Here is a 16102-nt window from a genome sequence, read left to right as displayed (position 1 = left end):
ATGCCCAATACCCTCGCCCACGGACTCGCCGGCAAGGAGGTGACCTACAGCATCTCCGAGCTGGCTCACGAGTTTGACATCACCCCGCGCACCATCCGCTACTACGAGGACGAGGGGCTCATCACCCCGACCCGGGAGGGGCAGACCCGCATCTACAGTCACAAGGACAAGATCCGCCTCAAGCTGACCCTGCGCGGCAAGCGCCTCGGCTTCAGCCTGGCGGAGATCCGCGAGCTGTTCGACATGTATGACACCGACCGCTCCAGCAAGACCCAGCTCAACTCCATGATCCAGCTCATCGAAACCAAGCGCCACTCCCTGCGCCAGCAGCTGGAGGATATCCAGATGGTGATGGCCGAGCTGGAGGCGGCCGAGCAGCGCTGCGTAAATTCCCTTAACGGCTTGAAAACTGGCGCAGATTAACCGAATCTGGGGTTATTTACCCCCTCCCGGGAGCCCCGATGAAACGCTGGTGCTGGTTGTTGCTGCTGCTCTGCTGCGTGGCATGGGGCCACCCTGTGATCCGGGTCGGCGGCTACCCCTATGCCCCCTTTGTGATCAAGGATGCAAACGACGGCTATCACGGCCTGACCCTGGATCTTATCACCCAGCTCAACGACATCCAGCGGGACGTGCGTTTCGTCTTCGTGCCCACCTCCGCCACTCACCGCTACCAGGCGCTGGCCCTCGGTCGTTTCTCCCTGATCCTGTTTGAAGACATCCATTGGGACTGGCATGCCGATGAGGTGCTGATGACCCGTCCGCTGCTGCTGGGTGGGGAGATCTATGTTGCGCTCAAGGCGCCGGGGCGGGATCAATCCTTCTTTGATCATCTGGAGCGACGCCAGCTGATCGGGGTCAGCGGCTATCACTACGGCATCGCCGACTTCGACGCGACACCGGGCAACATGAAGCGACGCTTCAACATCACCTTGGTCAAGGACAACGTCAGCGCCCTGCAGGGGCTGTTCAAGGGGCGCGGCGAGGTGGCCATCATCAACCTCTCCTACCTCAACCAGTTCGAGCAAGAACAGCCGGAACAGGCCGCGCGACTGTTGCGATCTGACAAATGGGATCAGCAATACGCGCTGCGAGCCCTGCTCAGCCCGGATAGCAGAGTCTCGGTGCAGCAGCTGGAGTTGTGGCTGGATGCGCTTGAAAAGAGCGGAAAACTGGCAAGCCTCTGGACAAGGTACGGCGTACAGAATCAAGTGGCACCATGATAATGACCTGAAAGTTTGTTACCCTATGCGCATCAATTGGAGACCCTCATGCCCAAGCCCCTGCGTGCCCGCCTGCTGCGCTACGCTCTCTACTTCTGCGCCGCCCTGCTCTGTTCTCTGCTCATTCTGTTATGGCAAACCCCCACCCTCACCCAGCGCCACCTGCCGGCCTGGCTGGCCAAACACTACGGTCTGCACCTGACCCTGGGGGAGATAGACGTCGGCCTGCGCCACCCCTCCCTCGCCATCGGCCCCACCACCCTGTTCGATGACCAGCAACAGCCCCTCGTCGCCTTCGATCGCTTGCAGCTCACCCCCCTGATAGGGGAAAGCTGGCGCCAGCGCGCCCTGATCCTCGATGAGGCACTGCTGGTCAAGCCGACGGTCAATCTGGTGCGACTGGCGGATCACGGCCAAGACGCTCGCTTCAACCTGACCGAGGCGCTGGCCAGCCTGCTCGCACCGGGTGACGCCGCGACCACCGACAGCGGCGCCCCACTGCTGGTGCAGATCAACCGGCTGGCGGCCGAGCAGGGTCACATCACCTATCAGGACAGCCGCAAGCAGAGCAGCCCCGGCTGGGTGCCCACCCTGACCCTGAGCGGGCTCGACCTGCAATTGCCGACCTTCTCCACCGCCCTGGGCCGCGCCAACCCTTTCGTGCTCGGAGCCACCCTCAATAAGCAGAGTCCACTCAAGGCGAGCGGCGAGCTCGACATCATGAGCGGCGCCGGCAAGGGTAAGATCAGCCTGGGCAAACTGGCCCTCGCCCCCTTCGCCCCGCTCTGGGCCCCCTATCTCGATATCAAGCTTGCCAGGGGCGAGGCCAACGCCGAGCTTGCCTACCAGATAGCCGAGGGCAAGCAGGGGCTGGGCTGGCAACTCTCCAAGGGCAAGCTGACCCTCAATGACTGGCAGCTTCAGCGCCGCAAGGGCGGCGAATTTGCCCGCTTCAAGCAGCTGGCGCTGACCGGCATCGAGCTCGACGGCAACAAGCAGGCGCTGCAGATCGACCGGGTGACGCTCAAGGCCCCGACCGTCAGTGCCGTGCTCGATGCCAACCAGCAGCTGGATCTGGCGACCCTGCTGATCCCGCAGCCGCCGGTCAAAACCAGTAAAGCCGCCAAACCGGCCGCCCCTGCCAAACCCTGGCGCTGGAGCCTCAAGCAGACCCGCATCGAACAGGGCCAGCTCAAGCTGACCGAATCGAGCAGCGGCAAGCCGCTGCTGCGCGAGCTCTCCGCCCTGACGCTGGCTCTGGGGCCGCTGGGCAGTCAGAGCGGACAGCGCAGCCCGCTCACCTTGAGCGGGGCGCTCAACAACCAGGCAAAACTGGACTTTGACGGCGACCTCGCCCTCGCCCCATTCAGCCTCAACGGCGAGATCAAACAACAGGGTCTGCCGCTCAGCTGGGCCCAGCCCTACCTGCAAGATCTGCTGCGCATCAGTGTGCGCGACGGCCAGCTTGCCAGCCGCACCAAGCTGGCGCTGGCCACCGATGCCAAGGGGGCATTGAGCAAGCTGGAGCTGAGCGGCGGGCTCGATATCGATCGACTCAACGTGCTGGATCGGGCCGACAACCAGCGCCTGCTGCAAATTGAGCAACTGCAACTGAGCGGCCTGCACTACGACGGCATCAGCCAGCAGGTGAAGATCGACGACATCCTGCTGCGCAAACCCTTCGCCCGCATCGAGATCAACGAGGACAGGGTCACCAACGTGCAGCAACTGCTGCTGCCGCAACCGGCCACGGCCAAGCCCGCCAGCAGCGGCCCGGCCCCTCGCGTCAGCATCGCCCAGGTGCGCACCGAGCAGGGCAACCTGCGCTTTGCCGATCGCAGCCTGAGCCCGGAATTCGTGGTGGACATCGCCTCCCTCAGTGGCCAGAGTCGCCACATCAGCAACATCCCGGGCCAACGCTCCGAGCTGGCCTTCAACGGCAAGGTGGACCGCTACGCCCCGGTAACCATTCGCGGCGGCACCAACCTGCTGATCGAGCAGCCGGTGCTGGACGTGGCCGTCACCTTCAACAACCTGGAGCTCACCACCTTCACCCCCTACTCCAGCACCTACGCCGGTTACGCCATCGACAAGGGCCAGCTCTCCATGAAGCTCAACTACCAGTTGCACGGCAACCGGCTGGAGGGGGACAACGACATCACCATCAAGAAGCTGCAGCTGGGGGAAAAGGTCAAGAGCGAGCAGGCCAAGGATCTGCCGCTGGGGCTGGCGGTTGCCCTGCTGAGCGATGCCAACGGCGTCATCCAGATGAACCTGAAGGTAAAGGGCAATCTGGATCAGCCTGACTTCAGCCTCGGCAACATCTTCTGGGACGTGCTTGGCAACACCCTGCGCAAGGCGGTCACCTCCCCCTTCTCGCTGCTCGCCTCCCTGGCGGGTGGCAGCGAGGATCTGGACGAGCTGCCCTTCCTGCCTGGTGAGCCGGATCTCACCCCCACCCAGCAGGAGAAGCTGACCAAGCTGGCACAGGCCCTCAAGGACAGACCCAAGCTCAGCATGAACATTCGCGGCAAAGTCAACTTCAACGAGGAGCGCCCCATATTGCAGCGCCAGAAGCTCGAGCGGGTGTTGGCCAAGATCACCGGCAACCCGGTGGATCTCGATCTGCTGGAGCAGGACCCCGCCATGCAATCGGCACTGGCAGAGGCCTATGAGGCGCGCTTCAACGAAGATCTCGGGGAGCTGGCCGATCGGCTGAAGCTCGATGAAGCGAGTCCGGCCCTGCGCGCCCAGGCGGTGCTCCTGCTGCGGGATCAGCAGCTCATCACCGCCAAGTCCCTGCGCAATCTGGCCATGCGCCGCGCCCAGAACACCAAGGAGTTTCTGGTAGACCGCCAGGGGATCGCGCCGGAGCGGCTGTTTGTGCTGGACAGCCAGGTCAGGGAGGCCGACAAGGAGGCCAAGGTGGTGCTGACCCTGGACGATTGAGCCGGTGACATCAGCAGGATGAGGGGGATGCCATTCCCCCTCTTCTTTGGGATTGAGCCCTCCTTTCGAGACCTGTTGCCAAACACATGCCCCGCGTTCCTTCTTTCCCCCTTCATCCGGCCAGCTCTCTCGGCTATCCAGCAACAATCTGCGTCACTGCATAAGGCCAACTGCAGGACCCAAGCTCGCGTTCAACACTTTATCACCCCCATCCTGAGCCTTTGTTTCAGATATCCACCTCGTCAGCTCACTCGCCCGGCCAATACCCCTTGCTCAACCATGCCGAAGCCGCGGACAGGCAGTCAGGTCGTTTGTATTGAACCGGTCATTGACGCCTCTTGCTTGATGGCATATGAGCATATTTTTTGGACTCAGGTGTCCTCAGGCTTGGCGATGAAAATACGGTAGACAGCGCGGCTCAGCCCATCGCCTCGAGCTGTATGAAACTTTCAGAAATGTTCCACTTAATACAACTTTTCAACCTTGTCCGCACCATTCATTCACCAGCCATCTACCTGGATCGCACGAATGGTCAGCCTGGCAAAAGATTCCGTTATTTTTTTACTGTTTCATCCCTTCCGCCTCTTGCCCGAGGCCAAGAGCCTGCCTAAAATCGCGCGTCTTTTATCAACCCCCACCTCTATTTTTGGAGAACGCCACGTGAGCGAAAAATTGGCCAACCCTGCCCCTCTGGGTCTGATGGGTTTCGGTATGACCACCATTCTGCTGAACATCCATAACGCAGGTTTCTTCCCCATCAGCGCCATGATCCTGGCCATGGGCCTGTGCTATGGCGGTCTGGCCCAGATCATCGCCGGTATCATGGAGTACAAGCGCGGCAACACCTTCGGTGTGACTGCCTTCATCTCCTACGGCACCTTCTGGTGGAGCCTGGTGTTCCTGCTGGTGATGCCGACCATGGGTCTGGCCGAAGCCACTCCGCACGCCTACATGGGCTGGTACCTGCTGATGTGGGGCATGTTCACCCTGTTCATGCTGATCGGGACCGTCAACTACCCGCGCGTGAAGCAGTTCGTGTTCGCCTCCCTGACCGTGCTGTTCTTCCTGCTGGCCGCCCGTGACTTCACCGGCAGCACCCTGATCGGCACCATCGCCGGTTTCGAAGGCATCATCTGCGGCGCCAGCGCCATCTACCTGGCCATGGCCACCGTGATCAACGAGCAGTTCGGCCGCACCGTGCTGCCGATCGGCGATCACAAAAAAGCCGCCGCCGTTCAGCTCAAAGCCGCTGCCTAAGCACCCGGCCGACACAGCTGTCACGAAAAAGGCACCCCGCGGGGTGCCTTTTTGTTGGGCGCGATTTGCCAGGTTCACCCGACTAGCCGTGATACTCGGGCTCACCCGCCAGCAGTCGGGTCGCCGGAAAACGCGTCGCCGGCTGCTGGCCGAAGAAGCGGGTGAACTGCTGGTACACCGCCGGATAGGTATCGCGCAGGCGCAGCGGATCGGTAAAAAAGCACTCGCTGCACACCGCAAAGAACTCGGCCGGGTGCGAGGCGGCGTAAGGGTCGATGGCGGTAGGCTCATGGCGATCCAGCTGCGCCTGCATGGCATCGAATGCTGCCTGCAGCGCACTCGTCCACTGGCGCGGATCCATGCCTGCCGGCAGCGGCGGCGCCCCGTCGGCCTCCCCTCCCAACATGTCGAGCTTGTGAGTCAGCTCGTGGATCACCAGATTGAAGCCGTCCCAGTCACCGTCCTGCTGTAGCTCGCTCCAGGCCAGTACCAGCGGCCCCTGGGGCCAGGATTCGCCGGCATTCTCCTCTTCCACCTCGCTCACCAGCCCGAACTCGTCCTGTACCTGCTGGCGGCGCACCACAGGCTCGGGGATCAGGATGATTTCGTGAAAGCCCCGATACCAGTCGAGCCCCAGATGCAGAATGGGCAACGCCGCCTGCAGGGCCAGCACCGCCTGCTGGCGGGGGGTAAGCGTCACCCCGATCTGGGTGAGGGTCTTGCGGGCCAGCAGCTGCTGCGCCAACCCGATCAGGGTCTGCTCCTCCTCCCGGGAAAAGCCCTGCAAAATGGGCACTGCGGCCAGGGCCTGCTGCCACTCCAGGGCATCCGGCCCCTGCTCATCTTGCCGGAACGCACCACCAAACACACTTCGTAAGCGAGACCAGAACACGCAGACTCCTCTTGCTGATCAGACTGTTTTCACAAACCGTTTCGGACGCTCGACATACCCCTGCGCCAGATAGAAGCGATGGGCCCCTTCCCGCTTGAGGCTGCTGGAGAGCTCCAGCTGGCTGCACCCCCGCGCCTGTGCATGGCTCTCTGCCACGGCCAACAGGGCGGCCCCCACTCCGCTTCCCCTTGCACCCTCATCGACAACCAGCGCCGAGATCAGGCCCCACTCTGGTGCAACGTGCAGCGGGTTCAGGCAGTGCCACACCAAGACGCCTGCGATCCTCTCATCCAGGCAGGCCACCAGCACCTCGCGGGCCGGATCCGGCATCAGCCAGCGGTCCTCCAGCTCCTGTGGGCTGACCGGGTAGCCCAGCTGGCCGAACAAGTCGGCCATGGCGGCCACATCCCCGGCGCAGGCCGGGCGGATCACCGCCGTCTCTCTCTCTGTTTGCATCCTTGGCCTCGATTTTGCTCTGCTTCTCCCCCACGGGCATGCCGATGAAAGAGGAGATGATACCGGGTTGACACCGCATTTTGTCCAACCACATCACGATTTGTTAATGTCAATTCACAAATTAACAAGGTGACAACATATTTCGCTAGGAAGCCCTTGCACAAATCGATATGTTAAAACCCGCGGACTGGCCAGTGGAAACTTCCGCCACCAACCGGCCCCCAATCATAACGAGTGACCCCATGGTCACCTGAAATTTAAGGGAGCGGGGCAGAGACCCCGCCAACAAGACAGCACAACAAAGGAGTTGTTGTACATGAATGAGATCGTCAATGCCATCAATGGTGTGATTTGGAGCCCTGCGCTCATCTACCTGTGTCTGGGGGTAGGCCTCTACTTCTCCCTGCGCAGCCGCTTTTTGCAACTGCGTCACATCAAGGAGATGATCCGCTTGATGTTTGATGGCAAGAGCACGGATGCGGGGGTCTCCTCCTTCCAGGCGCTGGCCATGACCTTGGCCGGTCGCGTCGGTACCGGCAACATCGCCGGGGTCGCCACCGCCATCACCTTCGGTGGCCCGGGCGCCCTGTTCTGGATGTGGATGGTAGCCTTCCTCGGCGCCAGCTCCGCCTTCGTGGAGTCCACCCTGGGTCAGGTCTACAAGGAGAAGATCAACGGCGAATACCGCGGCGGCCCGGCCTTCTACATCGAGAAAGGGCTCGGCATGAAGTGGTACGCCTGGACCTTCGCCATTGCCACCGTGTTTGCCTGCGGCGTGCTGCTGCCAGGGGTGCAGGCCAACTCCATCGGCGCCAGCCTGCAAAACGCGTTTGATATCGATCCGAACGTCACCGCCGCCGCTCTGGCACTGCTGCTCGGCTTCATCATCTTCGGTGGCGTCAAGCGTATCGCCAGCTTCGCCAGTACCGTGGTGCCCTTCATGGCGCTGGGCTACATCATCGTCGCCTGCGTCATCATCGCCCTCAACATCCATGCGCTGCCGGGCGTGATCCTGCTGATCTGGAAGAGCGCGTTCGGGATGGATGCCGGCTTCGGTGCCATTCTGGGTCTGGCCATCATGTGGGGGGTCAAACGCGGGGTCTACTCCAACGAAGCAGGCCAGGGTACCGGTCCGCACGCCTCCTCCGCCGCCGCGGTAAGCCACCCGGCCAAGCAGGGCCTGGTGCAGGCGTTCTCCGTCTACATCGACACCCTGTTCGTCTGCTCCGCCACCGGCTTCATGCTGCTCATCACCGGCCTCTACAACGTGCAGGGGCCGGATGGCGCGGCCCTCTACACCGGCATTGCCGGCGTGGCTGCGGGCCCGGGCTATGTGCAGACCGCCATGGAGAGCATGATGCCTGGCTTTGGCAGCATGTTCGTGGCCATCGCGCTGTTCTTCTTCGCGTTCACCACCATCGTTGCCTACTACTACATCGCCGAGACCAACATCGCCTACATCAACCGCAAGATGAATCGCCCCTGGCTCACCTTCCTGCTGAAGATTGCCCTGATGGCCGCCACTGTCTACGGCACCGTCAAGACGGCCGATCTGGCCTGGGGCATGGGTGACATCGGGGTCGGCCTGATGGCCTGGCTCAACATCATCGCCATCCTGCTGCTGCAAAAGACCGCCTTCACCTGTCTGAAAGACTACGAGGCCCAGCAGGCCCAGGGGCTGGATCCGGTGTTCCACCCGGAGAAGCTCGGCATCAAGAACGCCGACTACTGGTCTGGTCACCGCTCCGAAGACAACCTGGAACAGGAGAAATCCGGTCACTCGTTCGAGCCGGATCAGGATCGCAAGATCTCCTGATCGCTTAAGACTCACCCAACAAAAATGGCAGCCTCGGCTGCCATTTCTTTTGTTCATTCCTGTCTCTCAGAGCGCGTTGCGGCGCGGCCCGAACGGCAGGCGCCAGCGAAACAGGCTGTTGAGGGTGGCGCGCCACTGGTTGGGGCGTCCCAGGATCTGCTTTTGCAACCGGGTCTCTTCTTTCAGCATTGCCTCATCGCTGCGGGCCCAGGCCTGGTTGTAGAGCTGCTTGATCCCCGCCAGCGCGTCCGGCGACTTGGTGATGAGGGTTATCGCGAACTCCCGCGCCTGGGCCAGCGGATCGTCGCAGACCCGGCTCACCAGCCCGAGAGACTTGGCCTCCGGCGCTGGCAGCTCGCGCCCGCTCATGGCCAGCTCCATGGCGGTGTCCACCCCCATCAGGTTGCGCATGGTGACGCTACCGCTCATGTCGGGGATGATGCCCCACTTGATCTCCATCACCGAGAAACGGCAATCGGGGGTGCTGAAGCGAAAGTCGGCGCCGAGCGCAATCTGCAACCCGCCGCCAAAGCAGACCCCCTGAGTCACGGCGATCACCGGCACCGGCAACTGATGCCAGCCATAGGCTACCCGCTGGGCCAGGTTGGTAGCTTCATCCGCCTCGCGTTTTAAGATCTCGAGCGCCGCCACCGGCTGCTTGAGCATGGATTTCACATCCAGCCCGGCACAAAAGGCCCGCCCCTCCCCGTGCAGGATCACCGCCCGCAACCCCTTGTGCTGGCGCAACTGCTCGAGTACCCCGTCGATGGCGCTGAACATGGCTCTGTCCAGCGCATTGAGCTTGTCGCCCCGCGCCAGCATCACCTCGGCGATGCCGTCCCGGACCTCGCATTTGACCCTTGGTTTTTCCATTTTCCCCTGTCCTCTCCTGAGTTCGTACTGGTCATACCACCACGTTATCAGAGTGTTATCGCCAGGTACAGCGAGGAGCCCGGTTTCCCTCAGCTACGGCGCGTGCGACTAAAGTCGGCTGGCTGGTCAGGCGCCGCTTTGTCAGACTGGCTTGACGCCACCGGCCAAGGATTGCCATGACCAGCCTGTTCAACTTTGCCCGCCCGCCGTTTGACTGCCTGACCGAAGAGGAACGTCAACGGCTCGAGCAGCACCTCTCCATCTGCTACTTTCGCGCCGGCCAGCCTGTGCTCAAGGCGGGCGATGCGCCCCCCGGCCTCTATCTCGTCCTCAAGGGGGCGGTGGAAGAATCCAGCCCCCATCATCAGTTTGGCGACTATGGCGAGGGGGACCTGTTCGACGTGCGCGCCCAGTTCGACGGCCACTGCCGCCACCAGTTCAGTGCGCTGGAAGATCTGCTCTGCCAGCTGATCCCCAGAGCCACCTTCATCGAGCTATGCGAGGGCAACCCCGCCTTCGCCCGCTACTTCACCGCCAGCCTGGCACAGCGGCAACAACAGCAGGAGCAGCGCGCCCAGCTGGGGCAGAAGAATCTGGCGGAGTTCATCCTGACCCGCATCGAGCCCGGCCATCTGCAGCCGGCACTCATCGTCGACAGCCGCCTGTCGCTCTTGGCCGCTACCGAGGCCATGGTGGCCAAGGGCACCGACTGCCTGCTCTATCCAGCCACGGATGGCAGCCTGAGTCTGGCGACCCGCAAGACCCTGCTGCACGCCCTGACCCTCAAGGGACTGCCACTGACGACGCCGCTGGCGGTGCTGGATCCGACCCCGCTCATCGGCCTGCCACTGGACAGCTATCTGTTCGACGCCCTGCTGCTGATGACCCGTCATCGCATCAAACGGCTAGTGGTCTGGCAGGGGCAGGAGGTAGCGGGGATCCTGCACCTGACCCAGGTGCTAGGTCTCTTCTCCACCCACTCCCATGTGCTGACCCTGCGCATCGCCCGCGCCGACACCCTGCCGGCGCTGGAGGCAGTGGCCCGGGAGCAGCAACAGCTGACCCGCTCCCTGTTCGGCCAGGGGATCCACACCGCCTTTTTGATGAAACTCATCGCCACCATCAACGAGCAGCTGATCGCCAAGGCCTTTGCGCTGGTGATCCCGCCCGCGGTGCAGGAGCGGGTCTGCCTGCTGATGCTGGGCTCGGAGGGGCGCGGCGAGCAGATCCTCAAAACCGATCAGGACAATGCACTGATCCTGCCCGCCGACCTGCACTGGCCGACCCAGCAGGCCGACCTTGTCGCCTTCAGCGATCTGCTGGCCCGGCTCGGCTACCCGCCCTGCCCCGGCCGGGTGATGGTCAACAATCCGGCCTGGGTGAAGCCTCTCGCACTCTGGCAGCAGGAGATCGAACGGGCCTGTGTCGAGGCCAGTGAAGCGGACCTGCTCTGGCTCGCCACCCTGGCCGATGCCCACCCCATCGCCGGCGATCGCGCCCTGCTTCCTCCTCTCGCCCGCAAGTTGCGCGAGCAGCTGGCCGAGCGGGGAGATCTGCTGGCGGAGATGGTGCGACCGGCGGTGGCGTTTCATGCACCGCTCACCCTGTTTGGCCGTCTGGAGCGGGCACCGGAGGGGCTGGATCTGAAACGTGGCGGCCTCTTCCCGCTGGTACATGGCATTCGCATGCTGGCGCTGGAAGCCGCTATTCTGGAGACCTCTACCCTGGCACGGATCGAAGCGCTGGTGACGGCCGGACGGCTCAGCGCCGGCTTTGGCGACAATCTGGCGGAGGCGTTCAGGCTGTTCGTCCGCTTGCGGCTGCGCAGCCAGCTCAAGGAGGGGGAGAGCCGGGTGCAGGTCAATGATCTCAGCCACGGCGAGCGGGATCTGCTGCGCCAGGCGCTGCATCAGGTGAAGAAGTTCCAGCAGTGGCTCACCTTGCACTTTCGTCTGAGGCAATAGCCATGTTGAGCCGCCTGCGCCGTCGTTGGCATGGCCGCCGCGTTAAAGACCCGGCATTTGCCCCGCTCTATGCCGACCCGCCCGCCGACGAGTGGGTGGCCCTCGACTTCGAGACCACCAGCCTGGATCCCGCCCAGGCCGAGATCGTCGCCATCGGCGCGGTGCGCATCCAGGGCAACCGGGTGCTGACCGGCGAGGCGCTGTCCATCCGGGTGCAAGCGCCGGCCAGCCTGAGCGAACATTCGGTGGTGATCCACGGTCTGCGCCATCAGGATCTGCAACAGGGCATGACGCTGGAGGCCGCGCTGCGCCTGCTGCTCGCCTTTATCGGCCCGCGCGAACTGGTGGGGTATCACATCGCCTACGACCTGCGGATCCTCAATCTCGCCTGCCAGCGATGCTGGGGACTGACCCTGGCGCAGCGGGGAATAGAGGTGAGCCGGCTCTACCACGATCACCTCTATCGCCGCTATCCCGATGCCGCCATCGACCTGCATCTGGCCGCCATCAGCAGCCACCTGGGCCTGCCGGCCCTGCCCGCCCACGACGCCCTGAGCGATGCCATCACCGCCGCCCTCATCTTCTTGCGCCTCACCCGGGGCGGGCCACTGGCTTATCCCAAAGTCTAATTGTCTACAAATAACATTTGATTCACATTTTGCTTACATGAGCAGCCCTGCTGCTCGGTAGGGACCTCCCTTCATTCACCGTCGACACTCAATGTCATGGAGCACTGCAATGGAACAGCAACCGTATCTTCGGATCCAGCAAGATCCCAACTTCCAGGAGCTGGTCGCCAAGCGCCAGCGCTTTGCCTGGTCCCTCTCCATCCTGATGCTGGGGCTCTATCTGGCCTTCATCATGCTCATCGCCTTCGCCCCCGGCTGGCTGGGCACCCCCTTGAGCGAAGGGTCCACCATTACCCGCGGTATCCCGGTCGGCGTCGGCCTCATCCTCTCCTCCTTCGTGTTGACCGGCATCTATGTGTTTCGGGCCAACGGCGAGTTTGACGAACTGAACCAGAAGATCCTCAAGGGAGCCAAATCATGAAAGGCAAGTCTCTGCTGTTGCTGGCCACGCTGGCCTCCTCCCCCCTGCTGGCAGCCGATGCGCTGACCGGCGAGGTGCATCGCCAACCGCTCAATATCTCGGCCATCGTGATGTTCGTGATCTTCGTGGCGGCCACCCTGTTCATCACCTACTGGGCCTCCAAGCGCAACCGCTCGGCCTCCGACTACTACGCCGCCGGCGGGCGCATCACCGGCTTCCAGAATGGCCTGGCCATCGCCGGTGACTACATGTCCGCCGCCTCTTTCCTCGGCATCTCCGCGCTGGTCTACACCTCCGGCTACGATGGCCTGATTTACTCCATCGGCTTTCTGGTGGGCTGGCCCATCATCCTGTTCCTGATCGCGGAGCGGCTGCGCAACCTCGGCAAGTACACCTTTGCCGACGTAGCCTCCTACCGTCTCAAGCAGACCGAGGTGCGCACCCTCTCCGCCAGCGGTTCGCTGGTGGTGGTCGCCCTCTACCTGATCGCCCAGATGGTGGGTGCAGGCAAGCTGATCGAGCTGCTGTTCGGCCTGCAATACCATGTGGCCGTGGTGCTGGTCGGCATTCTGATGGTGCTCTACGTGCTGTTCGGCGGCATGCTGGCCACTACCTGGGTGCAGATCATCAAGGCGGTGATGCTGCTCTCCGGTGCCAGCTTCATGGCCATCATGGTGATGAAGTCGGTCAACTTCGACATCGGCACCCTGTTCAGTGAAGCGGTCAAGGTGCACGAGAAGGGCATCGCCATCATGAGCCCGGGCGGCCTGGTCGCCGATCCCATCTCCGCCATCTCGCTGGGTCTGGCCCTGATGTTCGGCACCGCCGGCCTGCCCCACATCCTGATGCGTTTCTTCACCGTGAGTGACGCCAAGGAAGCGCGCAAGAGCGTGTTCTATGCCACCGGCTTTATCGGTTACTTCTACATCCTGACCTTCATCATCGGCTTTGGCGCCATCCTGTTGGTCAGCACCAACCCGGACTTCAAGGACGCCACCGGCGCCCTGCTGGGCGGCACCAACATGGCCGCCATCCACCTGGCCGATGCGGTAGGCGGCAGCCTGTTCCTCGGCTTCATCTCCGCCGTGGCGTTTGCCACCATCCTGGCGGTGGTGGCCGGGCTGACCCTGGCCGGTGCCTCTGCTGTCTCCCACGATCTCTATGCCAGCGTCATCAAGAAGGGCAAGGCCAACGAAGCCGACGAGCTGCGCGTCTCCAAGTACACCACTGTGGTGCTGGGAGTGGTCGCCATCGGTCTCGGCATCCTGTTCGAGAAGCAGAACATCGCCTTCATGGTGGGGCTCGCCTTCTCCATCGCCGCCAGCTGCAACTTCCCGGTGCTGTTTCTCTCCATGTTCTGGTCTCGCCTGACCACTCGTGGCGCCGTCTACGGCGGCTGGCTGGGGCTGGTGAGCGCGGTCAGCCTGATGATCCTGGGCCCGACCGTGTGGGTGAAGGTGCTGGGCCATGCTCAGGCCATCTTCCCCTACGAGTACCCCGCCCTCTTCTCCATGGCGGTGGCCTTCGTCGGGATCTGGCTGTTCTCGGTCACCGACAAGTCGCAAAATGCGCTCGACGAGCACGCCAAGTTCTTCCCGCAGTTCGTTCGCTCCCAGACCGGACTAGGGGCAGCCAGCGCCAGCTCCCACTAAACCTTCGATTGACGGTTGCAAGCCGGCCCCAGGGCCGGCTTTTTTCATGCAAAGAGGCAGTAGTTAGCGCCCGTTGCAATCCGAACGACGCGGCCATCGCCGCCAGGGTGCGCGAGTGCACAGCCCCCCTCTGTCTCCCCTCTGCAATAGGCCCGGATCACAGTTCTTGCTAAAACTTTCGGGGGATCTGTGCCATAATGCGCGCCATTTGACAGACCAACCGGGACATTCCAGTGCTTTCGAGTAACAACATCACCATGCAGTTCGGCGCCAAGCCGCTGTTTGAGAACATCAGCGTCAAGTTTGGCGGCGGCAACCGCTACGGCCTTATCGGTGCCAACGGCTGTGGCAAGTCCACCTTTATGAAGATCCTCGGCGGCGATCTGGAGCCCACTGGCGGTAATGTGAGCCTGGACGTCAACGAACGCATCGGTAAGCTGCGTCAGGATCAGTTCGCCTACGAAGAGATGCGCGTACTGGACGTGGTCATGATGGGGCACACCGAGCTGTGGGCCGCCATCGCCGAGCGCGATGCCATCTACGCCAACCTGGAAGCGACCGACGACGACTACATGAAGGCCGCCGAGCTGGAAGGCCTGGTCGCCGAGTATGACGGCTATACCGCCGAATCCCGCGCAGGCGAGCTGCTGCTGGGTGCCGGCATCCCCATAGAACAGCACAACGGCCCGATGAGCGAAGTGGCACCGGGCTGGAAACTGCGGGTGCTGCTGGCACAGGCCCTCTTCTCCAACCCCGACATCCTGCTCTTGGACGAACCGACCAACAACCTGGACATCAACACCATTCGCTGGCTGGAGCAGGTGCTCAACGATCGCGAGAGCACCATGATCATCATCTCTCACGACCGTCACTTCCTGAACTCCGTCTGCACCCACATGGCGGATCTGGACTACGGCGAGCTGCGCGTCTACCCGGGCAACTACGACGAGTACATGACGGCCGCCACCCAGGCCCGTGAGCGCCTGCTGGCCGACAACGCCAAGAAGAAGGCCCAGATCGCCGATCTGCAATCCTTCGTGTCGCGTTTCAGCGCCAACGCCTCCAAGTCCAGCCAGGCCACCTCCCGCCTCAAGCAGATCGACAAGATCAAGATTGAGGAAGTAAAGGTCTCCAGCCGGCAGAACCCCTTCATCCGCTTCGAGCAGGAGAAGAAGCTCTACCGCAACATCCTGGAGATCGAAGGCGTATCCAAAGGCTATGGCGAGGCTCCGCTGTTCAAGGGCCTCAACATGATGCTGGAAGTGGGCGAGAAGGTCGCCATTCTGGGTACCAACGGGATCGGTAAATCCACCCTGATCAAAACCCTGGTGGGCGCGCTGGCACCGGATACCGGCACCATCAAGTGGTCCGAAAATGCCCAGATCGGTTACTACGCCCAGGATCACGCCGAGGACTTCGACACCGATCTCAACGTGTTCGACTGGATGGCCCAGTGGAAACAGGAGAACGAAGACGAGCAGGCAGTACGCTCCGTACTGGGCCGTCTGCTGTTCTCCCAGGACGACATCAAGAAGCCGGTCAAGGTGCTGTCAGGTGGTGAGCAGGGCCGCATGCTGTTTGGCAAGCTGATGATGCAGCGCCCCAACATCCTGATCATGGATGAGCCGACCAACCACCTGGACATGGAATCCATCGAATCCTTGAACCTGGCGCTGGAGATGTACAAGGGCACCCTGATCTTCGTCTCCCACGACCGTGAGTTCGTCTCCTCCCTGGCTACCCGCATCCTGGAGCTGACTGAAGATGGCATCCGCGACTTCGGCGGCACCTACGAGGATTACCTGCGCACCCAAGGCGTGGTGTAACCGCCTCCTGCCCGCATATTCCGTCAATGAAAACCGGCACCTGAGTGCCGGTTTTTTTATGCCTGTTGGCAAGGCTCCCCCTTGGGATGCAGACCAGAAGAGCCAAGGGTTCGGCTCCCGCAACTGACCTTCCGCCAGGCAGCT

13 protein-coding genes are annotated in these 16102 nt (G+C 62.5%); 10 read left to right on the top strand and 3 right to left on the bottom strand.

Annotated features, from left to right (window positions below; genetic code table 11):
* From CK627_RS14010 to CK627_RS13995, 4 genes are all read left to right on the top strand, one after another.
* Window positions 1–423 carry a MerR family transcriptional regulator gene (locus CK627_RS14010; protein ID WP_005301493.1) on the top strand — a complete coding sequence of 141 codons (423 nt, stop codon included), beginning with the start codon at window positions 1–3 and terminating at the stop codon, window positions 421–423.
* A 38-nt stretch (window positions 424–461) separates the two neighbouring features.
* Window positions 462–1223 carry a substrate-binding periplasmic protein gene (locus CK627_RS14005; RefSeq protein ID WP_095592650.1) on the top strand — a complete coding sequence of 254 codons (762 nt, stop codon included), beginning with the start codon at window positions 462–464 and terminating at the stop codon, window positions 1221–1223.
* 48 nt (window positions 1224–1271) lie between these two features.
* Window positions 1272–4172, top strand: coding sequence for a DUF748 domain-containing protein (locus tag CK627_RS14000; RefSeq protein ID WP_095593508.1), 2901 nt, complete (start codon window positions 1272–1274; stop codon window positions 4170–4172).
* Between the two features lie 660 nt (window positions 4173–4832).
* The gene (locus CK627_RS13995) at window positions 4833–5429 is read left to right on the top strand and encodes an acetate uptake transporter (protein WP_017764320.1); all 597 of its coding nucleotides are present in this window, start codon (window positions 4833–4835) and stop codon (window positions 5427–5429) included.
* 82 nt (window positions 5430–5511) lie between these two features.
* Here the strand turns inward: CK627_RS13995 and CK627_RS13990 are convergent, their stop codons facing one another.
* On the bottom strand, window positions 5512–6321 hold the full coding sequence (locus tag CK627_RS13990; RefSeq protein ID WP_095592649.1) for a M90 family metallopeptidase: 810 nt from the start codon (window positions 6319–6321) through the stop codon (window positions 5512–5514).
* Between the two features lie 18 nt (window positions 6322–6339).
* Window positions 6340–6777 (bottom strand): GNAT family N-acetyltransferase, encoded by a 438-nt coding sequence (locus CK627_RS13985; protein ID WP_095592648.1) that lies wholly within the window; start codon window positions 6775–6777, stop codon window positions 6340–6342.
* A gap of 316 nt (window positions 6778–7093) precedes the next feature.
* On the opposite strand from CK627_RS13985, the gene CK627_RS13980 reads away from it, so the two are divergent.
* Window positions 7094–8593 carry an alanine/glycine:cation symporter family protein gene (locus tag CK627_RS13980; RefSeq protein ID WP_017764317.1) on the top strand — a complete coding sequence of 500 codons (1500 nt, stop codon included), beginning with the start codon at window positions 7094–7096 and terminating at the stop codon, window positions 8591–8593.
* A gap of 66 nt (window positions 8594–8659) precedes the next feature.
* Here CK627_RS13980 and CK627_RS13975 read toward each other — a convergent pair whose 3' ends face one another.
* Window positions 8660–9466 carry a crotonase/enoyl-CoA hydratase family protein gene (locus tag CK627_RS13975; protein WP_095592647.1) on the bottom strand — a complete coding sequence of 269 codons (807 nt, stop codon included), beginning with the start codon at window positions 9464–9466 and terminating at the stop codon, window positions 8660–8662.
* Window positions 9467–9642: 176 nt separating this feature from the next.
* Between CK627_RS13975 and CK627_RS13970 the strand changes: the two genes are divergently transcribed.
* From CK627_RS13970 to CK627_RS13950, 5 genes are all read left to right on the top strand, one after another.
* Window positions 9643–11430 carry a putative nucleotidyltransferase substrate binding domain-containing protein gene (locus CK627_RS13970; RefSeq protein ID WP_095592646.1) on the top strand — a complete coding sequence of 596 codons (1788 nt, stop codon included), beginning with the start codon at window positions 9643–9645 and terminating at the stop codon, window positions 11428–11430.
* A gap of 2 nt (window positions 11431–11432) precedes the next feature.
* Window positions 11433–12059, top strand: a complete 627-nt coding sequence (locus CK627_RS13965; RefSeq protein WP_095592645.1) for a 3'-5' exonuclease — start codon at window positions 11433–11435, stop codon at window positions 12057–12059.
* Window positions 12060–12168: 109 nt separating this feature from the next.
* Window positions 12169–12480 (top strand): DUF485 domain-containing protein, encoded by a 312-nt coding sequence (locus CK627_RS13960; RefSeq protein ID WP_043123302.1) that lies wholly within the window; start codon window positions 12169–12171, stop codon window positions 12478–12480.
* Window positions 12477–14132 (top strand): cation acetate symporter, encoded by a 1656-nt coding sequence (locus CK627_RS13955; RefSeq protein ID WP_017408234.1) that lies wholly within the window; start codon window positions 12477–12479, stop codon window positions 14130–14132. Before CK627_RS13960 ends, CK627_RS13955 begins: the two co-directional genes overlap by 4 nt.
* Before the next feature lie 233 nt (window positions 14133–14365).
* Window positions 14366–15958 (top strand): ABC-F family ATPase, encoded by a 1593-nt coding sequence (locus CK627_RS13950; protein WP_011705884.1) that lies wholly within the window; start codon window positions 14366–14368, stop codon window positions 15956–15958.
* The last annotated feature ends 144 nt before the right edge of the window (window positions 15959–16102 follow it).

The sequence above is a fragment of the Aeromonas dhakensis genome (assembly GCF_002285935.1).
GTDB lineage: Bacteria > Pseudomonadota > Gammaproteobacteria > Enterobacterales > Aeromonadaceae > Aeromonas > Aeromonas dhakensis.
The sequence above is the reverse complement of the archived record's forward strand: the minus strand, read 5'-3'. Positions and strand labels throughout refer to the sequence as shown.

What these genes read in the sequence shown, in the direction of transcription:
- CK627_RS13980 (WP_017764317.1), top strand. Translation starts at nt 7,094, where the DNA reads ATGAATGAGATCGTCAATGCCATCAATGGTGTGATTTGGAGCCCTGCG.
- CK627_RS13970 (WP_095592646.1), top strand. Translation starts at nt 9,643, where the DNA reads ATGACCAGCCTGTTCAACTTTGCCCGCCCGCCGTTTGACTGCCTGACC.
- CK627_RS13985 (WP_095592648.1), bottom strand. Translation starts at nt 6,777, where the DNA reads ATGCAAACAGAGAGAGAGACGGCGGTGATCCGCCCGGCCTGCGCCGGG.
- CK627_RS13960 (WP_043123302.1), top strand. Translation starts at nt 12,169, where the DNA reads ATGGAACAGCAACCGTATCTTCGGATCCAGCAAGATCCCAACTTCCAG.
- CK627_RS13955 (WP_017408234.1), top strand. Translation starts at nt 12,477, where the DNA reads ATGAAAGGCAAGTCTCTGCTGTTGCTGGCCACGCTGGCCTCCTCCCCC.
- CK627_RS13975 (WP_095592647.1), bottom strand. Translation starts at nt 9,466, where the DNA reads ATGGAAAAACCAAGGGTCAAATGCGAGGTCCGGGACGGCATCGCCGAG.
- CK627_RS14005 (WP_095592650.1), top strand. Translation starts at nt 462, where the DNA reads ATGAAACGCTGGTGCTGGTTGTTGCTGCTGCTCTGCTGCGTGGCATGG.
- CK627_RS13965 (WP_095592645.1), top strand. Translation starts at nt 11,433, where the DNA reads ATGTTGAGCCGCCTGCGCCGTCGTTGGCATGGCCGCCGCGTTAAAGAC.
- CK627_RS14010 (WP_005301493.1), top strand. Translation starts at nt 1, where the DNA reads ATGCCCAATACCCTCGCCCACGGACTCGCCGGCAAGGAGGTGACCTAC.
- CK627_RS14000 (WP_095593508.1), top strand. Translation starts at nt 1,272, where the DNA reads ATGCCCAAGCCCCTGCGTGCCCGCCTGCTGCGCTACGCTCTCTACTTC.